The organism is Sporosarcina sp. SAFN-015, assembly GCF_059415085.1.
This window is the reverse complement of sequence record NZ_JBPFDR010000014.1, coordinates 1-17,476: the sequence shown is the minus strand read 5'-3', so window position 1 is coordinate 17,476 and position 17,476 is coordinate 1. Positions and strand designations below refer to the sequence as shown.

Sequence of the window (17,476 nt, the reverse complement as noted above, 5' to 3'; positions counted from 1 at the left end):
TTCAAAAGGAAGATATGCCTTATGAAAATGATAATTGGCCTCGGAAACCCGGGGAAGCAATACGAAAAAACGAGGCATAACGTCGGCTTCCATGTAATCGATGAATTGGCAAGTCGATTGGATGCCCCTGCTATGCAACTGAAATTCAACGGCGCCTACACAATTATCCACCGTCCGGAAGGCAAAGTGATGCTCGTTAAACCTTTGACGTATATGAATCTCTCTGGGGAATGTGTCGAACCACTCATGGATTATTACGACATAGAGCTCGAAGACATCGTCGTCCTCTATGACGACTTGGACCTCGCTCCGGGCAAACTGCGATTGCGTCAAAAAGGAAGCGCTGGCGGCCATAACGGTATGAAATCATTGATTGCCCATCTAGGCTCCGATGCTTTCAATAGGATCCGTATCGGAATCGGACGTCCGACTGGCGGCATGAAAGTGCCAGACTATGTACTGGCCCCATTTAGCAAGGAAGAGCAGCCGCTTATTGAAGAGATGGTTGAAAAAAGCGCTTCTGCATGCCTAGATTGGCTTAAAAACCCATTTTTAGAGGTTATGAATAACTATAATGGTTCATAAGGAATAATCATCGACTCCCTAGCCTATACTTTGTTAAAAAGGGGCCGATGATACTGATGAAACCGAAGGACATTCGTTATTCATGCAGACATTGCAATACGGAGGTCGGCAGCATTCCACTTTCATCTGCCGATGAAATCATCCGAGAACTGAAAAGGATGGAAGAAGGGCATGTAGGGCATGACCAGCAATTCATAGAGTATGATGAAAATGGTTCGATGACGGTCCGTTGCATTTGTGAGCAATGTGAACAGTCGCTGCGAATGAATCCCGATTACTATGCATTACGGAAATGGATACAATAGAATTTCTGCTTTGGCGTATTGCGCGCGCAAAGCTTTTTTCACTTAATTTTATTTATTGCAAAGCGAGGAAAATGATCATTGGATGCGCTCATAGAATTATTTCTACAAGACAAAGAGATTACTAAAGTCGTTGAGGAACTGAAAACGGGACAGGACCGTCAACTTTTGGCGGGTCTATCGGGCGGTGCAAAAGCCGTCTTTTTTAAGACTGTCCAGCAGTCCGCTGACAGGCCAATCCTGATCATCACTCCCAACATGCTGCAAGCACAACGTACATATGAAGACCTTGTAAAAATGCTTGGAGAATCACTCGTTCACTTGTATCCTGCAGAGGAATTGGTCGCTGCCGATTTTTCTGTGGCTAGTTATGAACTTCGTGCAAGCCGGATCGATACGCTCGACCATATGGCGCGTGTTGGGAAAGGAATTTATATTACGCCAGTTGCGGGAATGAAGAAACTTCTTCCTCCAAAAGATAGATGGCTCGAAAATTCCTTGTCCGTCCATCTGGATGACAGTATCGACGTGGACGAGTGGACGCGAAAGCTTGTGGAAATGGGTTACGGAAGACAGGAAATGGTAACTGCGCCGGGCGATTTCGCTCTTCGGGGCGGTATTTTGGACGTGTATCCATTGAATGTAGAGAACCCGATCCGAATCGAGCTGTTCGACACGGATGTCGACTCCATCCGGGCATTTTCTGCAGAAGACCAGCGTTCGACCGACAAACTGACAGAGGTGACGATCCTTCCCGCGACGGAACATGTTTGGGGTGCCGCCGAACTATCACAAATCGCCACTAATTTAGAGGACGCTCTCAGTGCAAGTTTGAAGCGGATGAAGAATGAAGAGGCAAAAGAATCCCTGACAATGAACATCACCCGAGACATCGACCTTTTGCGGGATGGCATCACTCCGGAAGGGATGATGAAGCATGTATCGTTTTCAGATCGGGTTCCATCCTATCTAGGTGATTATTTTCCGGAAAACGGCATCGTCTTATTTGATGAAATCGGACGAATTCTTGAAGTTTCTTCTTCTATGGAAAGCGAAGAGAAGGAATGGTTTCTGACGCTTCTTGAAGATGGAAAGATCGTCCATGATGCGAAAATCTCGTTTTCATTCGAAGAGATGCACAAAATGCTCGATCAGCCGAAATCTTACTTATCCTTGTTCGTACGGGCAGTTCCTGGCATCGTCTTGAAAAAAACCGTTTCGTTCTCCTGCAAACCAATGCAAGAATTTCATGGCCAGATGAACCTGTTGAAAAATGAAATGGAACGTTGGCAGCAAGGGAAATACAATGTTTTTATCGTTGCTGATGGCGATGAACGGATGAAGAAAGTCCAATCGATTCTAAGAGATTACGAGATGGATGCGACATTGAACGGCAAGCCGACAGATGCAGGATCTGCAGGATCCATTTCCATCATTGAGGGGGATCTGTCAGCAGGATTCGAGTTGCCGTTCCACCGTCTTGCTGTCATTACGGACGCCGAGCTGTTCAAAGGGAAACCGAAGCGAAAAACTCGTCCCCAGAAAATGACAAACGCGGAACGCATCAAAAGCTATTCGGAAATCAAGCCTGGCGACTATATCGTCCATGTCCACCACGGAATCGGTAAATATTATGGCGTCGTGACACTCGAAGTGAACGGCATCCATAAAGATTACCTCGATATTCGCTATCGCGGAGAGGATAAACTTTTCGTCCCTGCGGATCAAATCGATCTGATCCAGAAATATGTAGCTTCCGGGGAGAAGGAACCAAAACTCCATAAGCTCGGTGGTGCAGAATGGAAGAAGACGAAGAGCAAAGTGTCATCCGCAGTAAAAGACATCGCGGATGATCTGATCAAACTCTATGCGAAGCGTGAGTCGGAAAAAGGGTACGCGTTCTCCGCTGATGATGATTTGCAGCGATCTTTCGAAAATGCATTTCCATATGACGAGACGGAAGACCAGCTCCGTTCCATCGCGGAAGTGAAAAAGGACATGGAGAGGGAGCGTCCAATGGATCGTCTTCTTTGCGGGGATGTCGGATACGGGAAGACGGAAGTGGCAATCCGTGCTGCCTTCAAGGCGGTCGCGGACGGTAAGCAAGTCGCTTTCCTCGTCCCGACAACCATTCTTGCCCAGCAACATTATGAGACAATGAAGGAGCGGTTCTCCGGCTTTCCGGTGGAAGTGTCACTATTGAACCGTTTCCGCACGCGGAAAGAACAGACAGAAACGTTGAAAGGCTTGAAAGCGGGTACGATCGATGTCGTCGTTGGCACTCATCGTCTTCTTTCTAAAGACGTTGTCTATAAAGACCTAGGCCTGCTCATCGTCGACGAAGAACAGCGATTCGGCGTAACACATAAAGAGAAATTGAAGCAGCTGAAAACGAATGTCGACGTCCTTACATTGACGGCGACGCCAATCCCAAGAACGCTGCATATGTCGATGCTTGGTGTCCGGGATTTGTCTGTCATTGAAACGCCTCCAGCGAACCGTTTCCCGGTACAGACGTATGTCATGGAGCACAACTTTGCCCTTGTGAGAGAAGCGATCGAGCGCGAACTCGGGCGCGGTGGGCAAGTATTCTACCTATACAACCGCGTTGAGGACATGACGCGCAAGGTCGATGAAATCAAACAGCTCGTCCCGGAAGCGCGTGTCGCCTTCGCCCATGGGCAAATGAATGAGTCGACGCTGGAATCTGTTATTCTGAGCTTCTTGGAAGGCGAATACGACGTGCTCGTCACGACGACGATTATCGAGACAGGCATTGATATTCCAAACGTCAATACGCTCATCGTCCATGACGCAGACCGAATGGGCTTATCCCAGCTGTATCAGCTGCGCGGACGGGTCGGACGTTCGAACCGCGTCGCATACGGCTACTTCCTTTACCAGCGCGACAAAGTGCTGACGGAAGTCGCGGAAAGCCGTCTGCAAGCAATTAAAGAATTTACGGAGCTCGGATCCGGGTTCAAAATTGCGATGCGGGACTTGTCGATTCGCGGAGCCGGGAACTTGCTAGGTTCCCAGCAACATGGCTTCATCGATTCTGTCGGATTTGACCTTTATTCGCAAATGTTGCAAGACGCAATCGAAGAAAAACAGACAGGCATCGTCAAATCGGAAATTCCGGACGTCGAGATTTCATTGCCGATCAATGCGTATTTGCCGGATTCATATATCAAAGACGGATTCCAGAAGATACAAATGTATAAACGGGTGAAAGCGATCGAAAGCGAGGAGGATTACTCCGAGCTTGTCGATGAAATGACAGACCGTTTCGGTGATCTGCCGTTAGAAGCCGACCTATTGCTGCGTGTCGGACGGATTAAAGCATGGGGGCGCATGGCAGGCGTCGAATCAATCAAAAAGCAGCGTGCTGTCATCGAAATCCGTCTGACCGAAGAAGGAACAGCAAAAACGGACGGAGCTAAAATAGTAGCCGACTCGATGGAATTCGGCCGTGCTGTCGGTTTTACGATGGAAGACGGAAGGCTGATCATTACGGTGGATGAGCGCCATACAGGCAAGAAGACGGAATTTGACGTCCTTGAAGCGATGATGAGGATTTTGCATTCGTCCATTAAGGAACCATCATCCGTGGATTCCGTCTAAAGGAACTATTGCATAAAATGTCCAAGCATGATGCATACTATATCCGAACGGAAGACGGTTTTAATTTTTGGAAAGTGAGGCATCATGCATGAAAGCAACAGGAATCGTGCGCAGAATTGATGATCTGGGCAGGGTGGTCATCCCGAAAGAGATCAGACGGACGCTTCGCATACGCGAAGGGGACCCGCTTGAAATCTTCACCGACAGGGATGGCGAGGTTATCCTTAAGAAATATTCCCCTATTTCCGAGCTCGGTCAATTTGCGAAAGAGTACGCAGAAACACTATATGAAACCCTCGGAACACCAGCCCTGATCAGTGACAGGGACGAAATGATCGCCGTATCCGGATTATCGAAAAAAGATTATTTGAACCGCCAATTGGCTCCGGACGTGGAAGACATCTTAAAGGGTCGTACCATTGTAACGGAAAAGCTTGAAAAGGCAGTGGAATGGGTGCCTGGACAAGTCGAGCAAGTGAAATCCTACTGCATCGCCCCGATTGTAGCGGGCGGAGACACAATTGGCGCCGTCTATTTACTATCGAAAGTCCATTTTATCGGAGAAGCCGAACAAAAAGCAGCAGAAACCGCAGCACATTTTTTGGCGAAACAGATGGAACAATGAAAAACAGCCTGCACACACCGAGAAGCATCGGGGTGGGTGGGCTGTTTTTTAAAAAAAAGTCATATTCGCATAATACGGTTTGCATAGTTACCGGGTATTGCTCCTCAATTATTCGTAGCTACCTATTCTAGTTCACCTTTGATTTTTTCGAGTACTTGAATTAAATCCATACCAGAGACTTTATCATCAATAGTGGTGCTAAATTCATTTATTATTGTAATATTTTTCTCTCCTCTATTTTCGGTTATGAATGAACTCAAATCAGGACTGAGCAGTTTACTTTGTAATGCTACCGTATCATTTTTATTTACTTTTATTAAGTAAGGTTCACCCGGCCTTAAATAAATCTCATCAAACTGATCCTTCTTTAAAAAGACTATATACCTTCCTCCAAACTCCGGTTCTATAAATAAAGGGTAATTGTTGTTAACTTTATGGACTGTAATCTTAGATGGCGACTTGATTAGTAACCCTTCTGGAGAAATAACCTCGTCTCCTGAAGTAATTTCTAGATCTACAATTTCAGAATGTCTGTGGTTAATCTTAATAACCTCATCTCTAATATTGCCCTTTAAGACTTCCTCAATCTTAAAATTAAATAATTTCCCCTCTACATATTTGTCATTTGACTCATCCATTGGGTTGTGAGGATTGCTCGCCATGTTCCAAGTAGAATCGAAGCTAGTGTAAGAACCTAAGACAATATAGTCGGAGTTAGTAACCATATCGGATAGTTCGCCAAGCACATTCAAATCATGCGTTAAAACTACTTCAACATTTTTAGAACTTTCCTTACTAGTTGCAAAAGGAATAATTATGAACGCACCAAAAGCTAATAAAAGTACTGGTAGAATAATGAATAGGATGTATGGGCGCTCGGAAGTATTCTTCATTATTTCAACTCCTTTGTGTTTGATTAAAATTCTCCATAAATAGCTCTAATACCATTTAAGTCATCTGTTTGGGGCGTTATTATGACGGCTCGGTTTCTATTATGATTCATTATGGATGCCCCACTAGACAAGTCGCTTAATCCTAAAGCGTGTCCCATTTCGTGAACTGCTACGCTTTGTGCTACATTATTCGTTAAAATTGCATATTCATTTAATTTAGCTTCAAATCTTGTCAAAAGCCCTCCAGATATATTTAGATAAATTATTTCACCATAATCGCCATAATCTCTTATATAATATTGTGAGAATGTATTTACAGAGCCTGAGTTATAATAAAACCTCACATAACTTTTGGTTGATACTCTCCAGCTGTCTCCTCCCTTTGTCCATCCATTTTGTATCATTGAACTTGTCAAGCCACTTCCCCATTTGTAAGAAATAAATGAAGGGTTTCCTTGTCGATGTCCTTTTAATTCGTATGCAAATACGTCTCTTTGCAAAAGATTAGTTAAAACCAAAAGGCAAAGTAAAAAAGAGAAAATAAATATTAACTTCTTTTTGTATTTATTCATGTTAATGCCTCCCTGTAATCAATTATTAATTACTTATAGCGCTAAGATCTTATCTGGTGAGGGGGTTATCCCGAAAGAGATCAGACGGACGTTTCGCATACATGAAGGGGACTCGCGTGAAATCTTCACCGACAGGGATGACGAGTTTATATTAAAGGAGTATTCTCCTAATTCCGAGCTCGGTCAATTTGCGAAAGAGTACGCAAAACAATATATGAAACCCTCGGAATACCAACCCTGATCAGTGAGAGAGATGAAATGATCGCCGTAAGATACACAGTTTAAAACTATAATAAATCGACTTCTTGGTAATAATCTTTTTTAAAGAGTGGTAAAATTCGGGGAATTACATTGCATTTTTCATAAAATATCAAAAGGTACATTATGCAACACTGAGGAAAAAACCAATTCTGTAATTGCTATACCATTCCTTCTGAATACCATAACGTAATAGAACTTTAGCAATTTTTTTGGATTTTTCTATTCACTTAACCTTCCTTTCTGTTTTTAAAAATATGGGACTATTCATAGTAGTGTGCATTGGTTTTTGTAACCTGATTGTGCCAGTTTCTTATTTAAAATACAAGCGTATAAGCAATTTTCCCAACTACAGGTGCCAACATGTCATGTTTAATTATCAAAATTGAACTAAATACTCTTAAAACAGGTTGAAAGGAATAGATTATTTTCCCGTATATAATTTCTATTATTGGACAGGGATATACTTTCGATTTTTTCAAAAGTTATCTTATCAGAATAAACACTATTCCCTGTATATTTATTACATAATTGTTGGTACTGTGATATTTTACTTATGGTGAGGCTACTCAGATAGTCAAAAACATCAAAAAGACCAATGTAAATGTGCATTGGATTGCTGTATCATTTTAACTGCTTAATTTGTTTTTTTAACATATGTTTTTCAAACAACGATAAAGAATCATCTCATAAAAGTAAATGTATATTTGTGTTTTTAATTGCTTATATGCCCTCGATTGAAACCTTAATGATTTAATAAAGACAGAAATCAATGGGGTGCTACCGATGAAAGCAACAGGAATCGTGCGCAGAATTGATGATCTGGGGAGGGTGGTCATCCCGAAAGAGATCAGACGGACGCTTCGCATACGCGAGGGGGACCCGCTTGAAATCTTCACCGACAGGGATGGCGAGGTTATTCTAAAGAAGTATTCCCCAATTTCTGAGCTCGGTCAATTTGCGACAGAGTACGCAGAAACACTATATGAACCCCTCGGAACACCCGCCCTGATCAGTGAAAGGGACGAAATGATCGCCGTATCCGGATTATCGAAAAAAGATTATTTGAACCGCCAATTGGCTCCGGACGTGGAAGACATCTTAAAGGGCCGCACCATGGTAACCGAAAAGCTTGAAAAGGCAGTGGAATGGGTGCCCGGACAAGTCGAGCAAGTGAAGTCCTATTGCATCGCCCCGATTGTAGCCGCCGGAGATACAATTGGCGCTGTTTATTTATTATCGAAAGTCCATTTCATCGGAGAAGCCGAACAAAAAGCAGCAGAAACCGCCGCGCATTTTTTGGCGAAACAAATGGAACAATGAAAAACAGCCTGCACGCACCGGGATGAATCGGGGTGGGTGGGCTGTTTTTTGCTTAAAAACTATGCAAATGCATGCTGTCCATTAATTAGGTGCATATCTGTACAATAAAATATGCCTGCATAATAGGATTTCAATCGGCTATGACATGATTCTTAAATAACACTAAATTGCTTCGGTGTTCTCTTTAATAGTGAGGACAATTTCTTCAAAAGTGTATTCATGGTTTACCATGTCCACAGTAAAATCCTGTTCCTCTTGTATTCCCATTGTCCACCTGTAGTGATTGAGTTTCAAAAATACAATTAGGGAAGCAAGGGCTGTTCGTTTATTTGCATTATGGAAAGCATAATTTTTAGCAATAGATTCAAATAGAGCAGCGGCTTTTTCATGAATTGAGGGGTAGGCATCACTACCAAATACTGTCTGCTTTGGCCGGTTAATTGCAGAGTCGAGTAGTCCGGGATCTTTTACGCCTACCGGTTCTTTTGGTGAATATAGATGAATTTGCACTGTATTAATGGCAATTACTTGATTGGTTGTTAAGTAAACAATTTTCTCCATTATCTATCCACTAGCCCTTTAAATGCTTTATCATGCTCCTTAATCACGTCATTCAGAATTTCCATAAACTCTGCGTCAACCCCATCTGGAAGCTGTAAATGCTCTTTCTTTTTTAAAATGATCTTTCCGTCTTTTACTTCAATTTGTACGTCGTCCCCTTGCGATAATCCAGCTTGTGTTAAAACCTCTGAAGGCAGAGTTATTCCAATACTGTTTCCGATCTTGGTAACTTTTCTTTCAATTAATTCCAATCTTTTCACATCCCCGTTAGTACTGTTATAACGAATATAACATTTGGTTATTTCTATTTCAATGAGGAAAACTTATATTTACTATCGAATTCTTGGCATGCTTGTAACAGACTATCACGAATATTCACGATCCACGTAGGGGACCCGCTTGAAAATCTTCACCGACAGGGATGGCGAGGTTATCCTTAAGAAATATTCTCCTATTTCCGAGCTCGGTCAATTTGCGAAAGAGTACGCAGAAACACTATACGAAACCCTCGGAACACCCGCCCTGATCAGTGACAGGGACGAAATGATCGCCGTATCCGGATTATCGAAAAAAAATTATCTGAACCGCCAATTGGCTCCGGACGTGGAAGACATCTTAAAGGGCCGCACCATGGTAACCGAAAAGCTTGAAAAGGGAGTCGAATGGGTGCCCGGACAAGTCGAGCAAGTGAAATCCTACTGCATCGCCCCAATCGTAGCGGGCGGAGACACAATTGGCGCCGTCTATTTACTATCGAAAGTGCATTTCATCGGAGAAGCCGAACAAAAAGCAGCAGAAACCGCTGCACATTTTTTGGCGAAACAGATGGAACAATGAAAAACAGCCTGCACGCAACGGGAAGAATCGGGGTGGGTGGGCTGTTTTTTTGAAATAGTGCTATCTTGCGTGCTTTGCATCTCTGCTCGATATCCATCCTATCGAGCTAGACACTCAAGGATGGATTATTGTTTTTGGGTTAATCGACATAGGTCTACTGATTAGAATGTGGTCTTAGTTAAAGTAACGCTCGGTTTATAGTCACTAATAACCTCTACTATTCCCGTGCCCACCGGAAATATATGGTGCTCCAAACCATCTGCTAAATCGCCGGGAAAATATGGCTTGAACCGATCTAAATAATCAGAGTCCAATGCTTTATAAAAACAAGTCTCGAAATTATTTAGACAACTCTTATCCCTGGCTGCCTCTGCAAGTGAGGCAAGCATGGACATGGGGATTTCACTGGTATAACGGAAAGATACAACATAATCTCCCAAGTAGTTTGTCCCCTTATCATATGTGATGTCTACTGTAGTTCTCATTTTGTCAATTAGAGTTATAGTTAACCCCTTATCACTGAAACACACATCAAATTTTACTACTTCAATAAATCCTTTAGTAAGTTCTTCAGTAGGTTCCCAAGTGATGAGTGTTGGTTTTCTTATCATGCTCTGGCCAACTTTCATATTTTATGGTTCTATAGGTATTACCGACCCCTCATAGTATCTAATTTTATCATAAGTACCTGAAATTAGGCTGCGTGGATATTGTAATGACCATGGATTTGTATTAGTGCCAGTTGATCTATATAGTGTTAAATGTAGCCCTTCGCCTGTGTCTTTTACCATTGTACTGGACGTGTTGACTGTAACTCTCCCGGGCATCGAATCAAAATCTCGTCTAGCTTTCGTATACCCTCCCGTATTTGAATAATTAACGAAATTTCCATTTACATTGGAATACGTTGCATTAGATCTAATAGCAGCCCATTGATCCTTAGAAGAACATTGAATTGTAATTAAATCATCATCTATTGCCTGTACTGCTTTTACATCATCTGAGCATACAGGGGGTACTGCTGCACTCACGTTAAATTCCAATGAAAAATTGAATAACGATAGAAAAAAGAAAGATAAGATAAAAGAAATCATAAACTTTTTACTCTTTTTATCCATGAAAATCCCTCCCTGTTTTTGTTTGTAAATAGATATTTTAGATACACAGGATTATAATAAATCTACTTCTAAGTAATAATCTTTTTTACAGAGTGGTAAAATTCAGAGGATTACCATTGCATTCTTCATTAAATATCAAAAGTTACATTATGGATCACTGTTGAAGAAATCAACTCTGTAATTGCTATACCATTCCACCTGAATACCATAACGCTAATAGAATTCTAGCAATTTTTTAGATTTTTCTATTCACGTAACCTCCCTTTTTTTATTAAATGCGGAATTATTCATAATAGTGGGAATTGAATTTCTTATAACCTGATTGTGTCAATTTCTTAATCAAAATACAAGCGTATAAGCAATTTTCCCAACTACAGGTGCCAATACGTCATGTTCAATTATCGAAATTGAACTAAACACTCTTAAAACATGTCAAAAGAACTAGAGTATTTTCCCATATCTAATTTCTATTATTAGACAGGAATACTTTCGATTATTTCATAAGTAATCTTATGAGAATAAGCACTGTACCCTGTATATTTATTACATAATTTTTGGTGCTGGGAAATTTTACTTATGGTGAGACCGCTCAGATAGTCAAAAACATTTAAAGGATCAATGTTAATTTGCTATGGTTTGCTGTATCATTTAAACTTTTTTTAATCTGTTTTTTTAAAAACCTTTTTCAAACAACAATAAAAAATCATCTCATAAAAGTAAATGTATATTTGTGTTTTTAATTGCTTCATATGCCCTCGATTGAAACATTAGTTATGTAAGGAAGACAGAAATCAATGGTATGCTATCGATGAAAGCAACAGAATCGTGCGCAGAATTGATGATCTGGTGAGGGTGGTCATTCCGAAAGAGATCAGACGGACGCTTCGCATACGCGAGGGGGACCCGCTTGAAATCTTCACCGACAGGGATGGCGAGGGTATCCTTAAGAAATATTCTCCTATTTCCGAGCTCGGTCAATTTGCGAAAGAGTACGCAGAAACACTATACGAAACCCTCGGAACACCCGCCCTGATCAGTGACAGGGATGAAATGATCGCCGTATCCGGATTATCGAAAAAAGATTATTTGAACCGCCAATTGGCTCCGGACGTGGAAGAAATCTTAACAGGTTGCACCATCGTCACGGAAAAGCTTGAAAAAGCAGTGGAATGGGTGCCCGGCCAAACCGAGCAAGTGAAATCATATTGCATCGCCCCGATCGTAGCGGGCGGAGATACAATTTGCGCCGTCTATTTACTATCGAAAGTACATTTCATCGGAGAAGCCGAACAAAAAGCAGCAGAAACTGCAGCTCACTTTTTGGCGAAACAGATGGAACAATGAAAAACAGCCTGCACGCACCGGGAATAATCGGGGTGGGTGGGCTGTTTTTTCGCGTGAAATCCAAGTTTTTTTATAAAACGGTTGCCTTCCTATCGTTTGCCAAGCCATTAATGGGAAAATGAGCATGAGAGATATAATAATGAAGCCGTCACCCGAAGCAAGTTCACGCTGAGGGGAGAGCCGGGGTAGAACAGTATCGAATAATAAAAAATTCACCACGTGATAATAAGGTAGCAGCCATAACAATATTGATAAATAGCGAATTGATCCATGAATCCATATGCCTGTAAAATGGTAAAATAAAAACATTGATAATATAAATAATACGATAAGAAAGGAGCTTTTTTGATTACTGAAAAAGAAAAATGTAACAATTTCTTTAGACAACACGTCATATGTTTAAAGGAGAAAAGGGATATTGGAATAAAATATGAGTTTGTGAGTTTACCATAAACGAAAGAAGGGAACAATAATGAAAAAACTGTTTATCTTATTCAGCTTACTGTTGCTAGTTGGATGTAATAATAAAGAAAAGGAGGAAAATACATTTGAATTTAAAGACGAAATTCAGTCAATTATTGTAATAGACCAAGGATCAGAGGCAATGGACCCACAAGAAATAAAAAAATCCGATGAAATCAATATTTTTGTAGACGCCATTCAGAATGCGGATAAATATCGAGGGCCTGTATCAGATGTCGGGTCAAGATATAAGCTAGAGGTGACTTATAAAAATGATGCCAAAGAAGTCGTAGATTTATGGCTTTTTTCCAGTACTACAGGACGTTTTGAGGTAGCCGATGAAAAATATTCATTAAATGAAAAAGCTATTCCTAGGTTAGTTAATTTTTTGGATAAATAACTCGTTAAAATCGAGAGTTGGTATTCCGGGTTATCAGTCAATTATTAGTCATGGCAGCAACATAATTACTAATAAGGGAGTAGATTCACTTGAAGAAAGTGGTATTTATTGGAACCTTCCTCTTTAGTGTCGTCATCCTTCTATTTAGTTTTGATGGTCAAACACTTGCTGCACAGCAAAAAATAACCGAAACCACTATCCAGAACCAAGACAAACAATTAGAGGAATTTAATAGCATAGCAAATAAATTGAATACATTGTCTAGTAACATAGGGTTGATTGGAGATTTATACTTTGATGAGGACGACGTTTTGCATTTTAGATATAAGGAGAGCGAATATATCTCCAATAAAGCCATAAGAGAATTAATCAATGAGCTTCAGAAAAGGGGTATTAAAACAGAAGTAACTAATTACACATTTGATGATTTATTTAAACAGCAAATGATAATTTATGAAGAAGTAAAAAACTATTACGGAGATGAATCAAAGTTACCTATATTTGAATTGGTTCCAGATATATTTGAAGGAAAAGTTAAGTTTTCTGCTGAGTACTTAGATAATAGTTTATTAGAAAAGCTTATGGAAAATCACTCTGATGTATTAGAGTTTAGATTAAAGGAGTTTAGTGGAAAAAGCATTTCAGAGAAATCTGTAAAATCAAATTGGAATAAACTAGGGGCAGGTCTCGGTATTCAACTAACTGGCGGTTCTTGTTCTGTAGCAGGGATAGCATATAAAAATGGTCAATATTTTTTATTGACTGCTGCTCATTGTTTTAACTCTGGAACAACAGCCAGTGACGGTACAGGCAGTCGTGTACGACAATGGAGTTCATACGTGGGTCGCCAGCATACTGCAGCAGGCTATGTGAATTTAGACGCTGCTTTAGTGAAAATAATGGATAATGCGTTGTTAGGTGGACGCTATGCTACTAACGGTATTAAAGTAGTTTCAGATGATAGTGCATCAGAAGAATTTGATAATTATTTCGTAAATGCTGCATCGACAAGCCCTGCATTTAGTCAAGTAATTTGTCGTGTTGGTATAAGTACACCTAAAACATGTGGAAGAGTTATCCAGAAAGGTTTTGTGTCTAACAATTGGGAAAACCCTCCATTCACTAGAATAGTGTCTGTAGTAGTTCCTGATGACTGGGCAAATTATTCTGCCAAAGGCGATAGTGGAGGAGCCATTTATCGTCCTAGTGCAAATGGAAACGTATTAACAGGAATTCATGTAGGTAAGTTAGAAAATGGTCATCCAGTTTTTACAGACATTATAGATGTATTTAATCATTATGATTTGTTTCTTTATACAAGCAGTACACCGCTGAAAGTTGCTGATTAACCCACCACAGGTGTGTGCTTGATTATAGATACTAAAAATATCAGTTCTGAGCCATAATAAGCAAAAAAAGCGGCGATTCGCCGTTTTTTTCGGTACTACGGGCAAATGTTGTTTGTCTTTAAGAAAAAGAAAGACGAAGATAAATACAGGTGTAGTAAGGGTTTAGAATTTATATCTTGCATCACCTAATGATGGAACAGAACAGTGTTATCTTTTATAAGTTCACATTCATGACAAAGATGGGATATCCGAGAAAATTGCGAAGCTAATGGTGATACTAAGTCAATAAATTGGACACAATAAATTGAGATTCATAGCTACTTGTATAATCTAACTAACGCGCTTTGCTTGTTCGCCTTGTCATAAGCGAACAGAGTTTCACTCTATTCACTTACGACAAGGTTAAGGGGCTTCCCTCGACGTCTACTAATAGACACTGATAATAGGCATTTTCCTTATCAATTGGGGACAAATAGCCATTTGTTGAATGGATTCGAATTGTGTTATAAAAACATTCAATATACTCAACGATGCTGTCTTTCGCCTGTTGTCTCGTCTTATAGGTTTCGTGATAGATCAACTCACGTTTAATAATACTATGGAAAGATTCAATGCAAGCGTTGTCGTAACAGTTGCCTTTCCGGCTCATGCTTGTGGTTATACGATACCCTCGAAGGATATTTTGATAGTCATGGGATGCATATTGGCTTCCTCGATCCGAGTGGTGAATAAGGTCTTCAGATGGAGTTTGACGACCGATTGCCCGTTTGAGGGCAGTGATGACAAGCTCCTTTGTCATTCGTTCACTCATGTACCAGCCGAGTATCCGTCGAGAATATAAATCCATGATGGTCGCCAAGTATAGCCAGCCTTCTTTTGTCCAGATGTACGTGATGTCACCGACCCATACCTTGCCTGGTTCGTCTACATGAAACTCTTGATTCAATAGGTTTGGATAAACAGGCAATGAATGTTTAGAGTTAGTGGTTGCTTTATATTTTTTGACCGTCTGGGATCTAATTCCTTCTTCTTTCATAATCCGGCCGACTGTTTTTTGCGAGACGCTAATGCCTTCTTGATTTAACTTCTCTGTAATTTTGGGGCTACCATAGATTTTTCTGGATGCAAGATGTACTCGCTTCACATGGCGAACAAGGCTTTCATGACGCTCTTTCTGCGGACTTTTCTCACGAGCACGCCAGTTATAATAACCGCTTTTAGATACACCTAGGACCTGACACATCTTCGCGACACGAAATTCGTGCCGGTGCTCTTCGATGAAGTTATAAATTACTTCTGGTTTTTGCGAAGATGCCCATAGCCTTTTTTAGGATGGCGTTCTCTTCCTCTAGGTCACGTACCTTTTTCTGAAGATCCAGCATAGCCTCTTTCTCAGGTGCACTATGCCCGCTGCCGATAAAACTACTGCCGTCCTTGTCTTCTTTATATTTCTTAATCCAGTTATGAAGCGTCTGTTCCGCGATACCCAAGTCCCTTGCCACTTGGGCTGCTGTTTTTCCCGCTTCCACAACTAACCTGGCTGCATCCATTTTAAATTCTTTATCATACTGTCTTTTCATCTTTTTCACTCCGCTCAATTGGATAAGTTTATTATAACTCCCCCAATTCAGTGAGTCCTATTTTTAGACTATCATCAATCATCTTAGCATACTGGGGGTACTGCTGAACTAACGTTGACTTCTAAATGGCAATTACTTGATGAGGTGTTAAGTAAACAATCAAATCCATTATTCATCCACTAGCCCTTTAAATGCTCTGTCGTGCTTCTTAATCGCATCATTTAGAATGTTGTAAATGCTCCTTATTTTTTAAAAGGATGTTTCCGTCTTTTACTTCAATTTGTACGTCGAATCCTTGCGATAATCCCGCTTGTGTTAAAATCTCCGAAGGCAGCGTTATTCCAATACTATTCCCGATCTTGGTAACTTTTTTTTCAATTAACCCCAATCTTTTCACACCCTTGTTAGTACTGTTATAACGAATATAACAATAGGTTATTTGCATTTCAACGAGGAAAACGTCTATTTAATATCATATTCTTGCCAAGTGTGGATGGGCTGTTTTTCATTTGTCGTCATGGAGGAGAAAAATCAGCGAGTGGGGGGTTCTGAATAATCAGTAAGGACCTTTTGCTGTGCTATAATAAAGAAAAGAAATCTATTGAGGTGATGCGTAATGGGTGCATTAAGTAAAAATGTAAAAGAAGAACTTGCGAATGCCTTGAATGATCAAAATGCAGCAATGTTTGTTGTAGAAGGAAAACTGTTTTCATTAGAAGTTCATGAAACGTCTTTTATGGATGAAGAGGATGGTAACTTAGCACAACAAATTGAAGTATATCCAGAGTTAATGGAATCCCTCCAACGTTATTATGATAATCCTGATATGCCACGCTTTACTGCGAAAGAACTAAAGGAATTGCGGCATGAGAGAAGAAAATAACCGAAGTTATTCGGTTCATTTCACAGAGGAATTCAATAACTGTTTAGACCAAATTCAGGCTTTCTTTGCGGAACAAGGAGAAGATGTGCTTGAATGGTGGTTTTCTAAAGAAGATAACATGATTGATGAAATTGATCGTCTATTATCTTCTTTTCCGTATGTCGGCAGAACGGTTGAGCATGGACCCTTTGAAGGCTGAGCCGGCATCGAATGCTAAATTATGTTGTTTTTTATGTGGTTCGTGAAAATGATAGAGAAATCAACGTTATTAACATCCTTCCGGCAAGATCAAAGCGTCAGCGATTAAAATAGGTGAGGAAAGGACCATATGCTATTGGGGATGGTGGTCACAGGGATGAAATGATCGCCGCATCCGAATTATCGAAAAAAGATTATTTGAACCGCCAATTGGCTCCGGACGTGGAAGACATCTTAAAGGGCCGCACCATCGTTACGGAAAAGCTTGAAAAAGCAGTGGAATGGGTGCCTGGACAAGTCGAGAAAGTGAAATCCTACTGCATCGCCCCAATCGTAGCGGGCGGAGACACAATTGGCGCTGTTTATTTACTATCGAAAGTGCATTTCATCGGAGAAGCCGAACAAAAAGCAGCAGAAACCGCCGTGCATTGTTTGGCGAAACAGATGGAACAATGAAAAACTGCCTGCACGCACCGGGAAGAATCGTGAAGTGCACCCCAAAAGTTAGAGTTGAAAATCTAACTTTTGGGGTGTTTTATTATGGTTAAATATACAGATGATT

The 17,476-nt window shown here is 40.8% G+C and carries 19 protein-coding genes and 2 pseudogenes; 13 read left to right on the top strand and 8 right to left on the bottom strand.

From position 1 onward, the window contains the following. Window positions 1-21 precede the first annotated feature (21 nt). The 4 genes from pth (at window position 22) to spoVT (ACR65H_RS17665) (ending at window position 5,136) form a co-directional block, all read left to right on the top strand. Window positions 22-585, top strand: coding sequence for an aminoacyl-tRNA hydrolase (gene pth / locus ACR65H_RS17680; protein WP_440502162.1), 564 nt, complete (start codon window positions 22-24; stop codon window positions 583-585). A gap of 56 nt (window positions 586-641) precedes the next feature. Continuing rightward, window positions 642-890 (top strand): anti-sigma-F factor Fin, encoded by a 249-nt coding sequence (locus ACR65H_RS17675; RefSeq protein WP_440502160.1) that lies wholly within the window; start codon window positions 642-644, stop codon window positions 888-890. Window positions 891-968: 78 nt separating this feature from the next. Further along, entirely contained in the window at window positions 969-4,511 is a 3,543-nt protein-coding gene (gene mfd, locus ACR65H_RS17670; RefSeq protein WP_440502159.1) for a transcription-repair coupling factor, read from the top strand. A gap of 88 nt (window positions 4,512-4,599) precedes the next feature. Beyond that, window positions 4,600-5,136 (top strand): stage V sporulation protein T, encoded by a 537-nt coding sequence (gene spoVT, locus ACR65H_RS17665; protein ID WP_060205952.1) that lies wholly within the window; start codon window positions 4,600-4,602, stop codon window positions 5,134-5,136. Between the two features lie 122 nt (window positions 5,137-5,258). Here spoVT (ACR65H_RS17665) and ACR65H_RS17660 read toward each other — a convergent pair whose 3' ends face one another. Then, on the bottom strand, window positions 5,259-6,029 hold the full coding sequence (locus ACR65H_RS17660; RefSeq protein WP_440502157.1) for a hypothetical protein: 771 nt from the start codon (window positions 6,027-6,029) through the stop codon (window positions 5,259-5,261). Window positions 6,030-6,052: 23 nt separating this feature from the next. Next, window positions 6,053-6,601, bottom strand: coding sequence for a matrixin family metalloprotease (locus tag ACR65H_RS17655; protein WP_440502156.1), 549 nt, complete (start codon window positions 6,599-6,601; stop codon window positions 6,053-6,055). Window positions 6,602-6,605: 4 nt separating this feature from the next. Between ACR65H_RS17655 and ACR65H_RS17650 the strand changes: the two are divergent. Both ACR65H_RS17650 and spoVT (ACR65H_RS17645) read left to right on the top strand, forming a co-directional pair. Continuing rightward, a pseudogene (locus ACR65H_RS17650) lies at window positions 6,606-6,871 on the top strand (stage V sporulation T C-terminal domain-containing protein); the annotation flags it as partial. Between the two features lie 774 nt (window positions 6,872-7,645). After that, a complete protein-coding gene (gene spoVT, locus ACR65H_RS17645) occupies window positions 7,646-8,182 on the top strand; it encodes a stage V sporulation protein T (RefSeq protein ID WP_440502154.1) in 537 nt (178 codons plus the stop codon). A 162-nt stretch (window positions 8,183-8,344) separates the two neighbouring features. On the opposite strand, the gene ACR65H_RS17640 is transcribed toward spoVT (ACR65H_RS17645), so the two are convergent. Together ACR65H_RS17640 and ACR65H_RS17635 are read right to left on the bottom strand one after the other, a co-directional pair. Continuing rightward, a complete protein-coding gene (locus ACR65H_RS17640; RefSeq protein ID WP_440502152.1) occupies window positions 8,345-8,743 on the bottom strand; it encodes a type II toxin-antitoxin system death-on-curing family toxin in 399 nt (132 codons plus the stop codon). Continuing rightward, complete coding sequence (locus tag ACR65H_RS17635; protein WP_440502150.1) at window positions 8,743-9,003, bottom strand: AbrB/MazE/SpoVT family DNA-binding domain-containing protein; 261 nt, start codon at window positions 9,001-9,003, stop codon at window positions 8,743-8,745. Before ACR65H_RS17635 ends, ACR65H_RS17640 begins: the two co-directional genes overlap by 1 nt. 120 nt (window positions 9,004-9,123) lie before the next feature. Between ACR65H_RS17635 and ACR65H_RS17630 the strand changes: the two are divergent. Continuing rightward, window positions 9,124-9,580: pseudogene (locus ACR65H_RS17630) on the top strand (stage V sporulation T C-terminal domain-containing protein); the annotation flags it as partial. A 161-nt stretch (window positions 9,581-9,741) separates the two neighbouring features. Here ACR65H_RS17630 and ACR65H_RS17625 read toward each other — a convergent pair. Continuing rightward, a complete protein-coding gene (locus ACR65H_RS17625; protein WP_440502148.1) occupies window positions 9,742-10,191 on the bottom strand; it encodes a hypothetical protein in 450 nt (149 codons plus the stop codon). A 21-nt stretch (window positions 10,192-10,212) separates the two neighbouring features. Next, window positions 10,213-10,698 carry a hypothetical protein gene (locus ACR65H_RS17620; RefSeq protein WP_440502146.1) on the bottom strand — a complete coding sequence of 162 codons (486 nt, stop codon included), beginning with the start codon at window positions 10,696-10,698 and terminating at the stop codon, window positions 10,213-10,215. Window positions 10,699-11,520: 822 nt separating this feature from the next. Here ACR65H_RS17620 and spoVT (ACR65H_RS17615) point away from each other — a divergent pair. The 3 genes from spoVT (ACR65H_RS17615) to ACR65H_RS17605 all read left to right on the top strand — a co-directional run bounded on the left by spoVT (ACR65H_RS17615) (window position 11,521) and on the right by ACR65H_RS17605 (window position 14,253). Beyond that, window positions 11,521-12,042 (top strand): stage V sporulation protein T, encoded by a 522-nt coding sequence (gene spoVT / locus ACR65H_RS17615; RefSeq protein ID WP_440502219.1) that lies wholly within the window; start codon window positions 11,521-11,523, stop codon window positions 12,040-12,042. A gap of 472 nt (window positions 12,043-12,514) precedes the next feature. Next, window positions 12,515-12,904, top strand: a complete 390-nt coding sequence (locus ACR65H_RS17610) for a YhfM domain-containing protein (protein ID WP_440502145.1) — start codon at window positions 12,515-12,517, stop codon at window positions 12,902-12,904. Window positions 12,905-13,002: 98 nt separating this feature from the next. Continuing rightward, window positions 13,003-14,253, top strand: coding sequence for a trypsin-like serine protease (locus tag ACR65H_RS17605; RefSeq protein WP_440502217.1), 1,251 nt, complete (start codon window positions 13,003-13,005; stop codon window positions 14,251-14,253). 391 nt (window positions 14,254-14,644) lie between these two features. Here ACR65H_RS17605 and ACR65H_RS17600 read toward each other — a convergent pair. Then, window positions 14,645-15,833, bottom strand: a protein-coding gene (locus ACR65H_RS17600) for an IS3 family transposase (RefSeq protein WP_440502143.1) whose coding sequence is annotated in 2 segments (ribosomal slippage) — window positions 14,645-15,566 and window positions 15,565-15,833 — 1,191 coding nt in all. Because the reading frame shifts where the segments join, the coding sequence is not laid out codon by codon here. Between the two features lie 217 nt (window positions 15,834-16,050). Beyond that, window positions 16,051-16,221, bottom strand: a complete 171-nt coding sequence (locus tag ACR65H_RS17595; RefSeq protein ID WP_440502141.1) for an AbrB/MazE/SpoVT family DNA-binding domain-containing protein — start codon at window positions 16,219-16,221, stop codon at window positions 16,051-16,053. 228 nt (window positions 16,222-16,449) lie between these two features. On the opposite strand from ACR65H_RS17595, the gene ACR65H_RS17590 reads away from it, so the two are divergent. From ACR65H_RS17590 to ACR65H_RS17580, 3 genes are all read left to right on the top strand, one after another. Then, window positions 16,450-16,716, top strand: a complete 267-nt coding sequence (locus ACR65H_RS17590; RefSeq protein ID WP_440502139.1) for a hypothetical protein — start codon at window positions 16,450-16,452, stop codon at window positions 16,714-16,716. Next, a complete protein-coding gene (locus ACR65H_RS17585) occupies window positions 16,700-16,915 on the top strand; it encodes a hypothetical protein (protein WP_440502137.1) in 216 nt (71 codons plus the stop codon). The genes ACR65H_RS17590 and ACR65H_RS17585 overlap by 17 nt, the downstream gene beginning before the upstream one ends. 113 nt (window positions 16,916-17,028) lie before the next feature. Further along, window positions 17,029-17,370, top strand: a complete 342-nt coding sequence (locus ACR65H_RS17580) for a stage V sporulation T C-terminal domain-containing protein (protein ID WP_440502135.1) — start codon at window positions 17,029-17,031, stop codon at window positions 17,368-17,370. Window positions 17,371-17,476 lie beyond the last annotated feature (106 nt).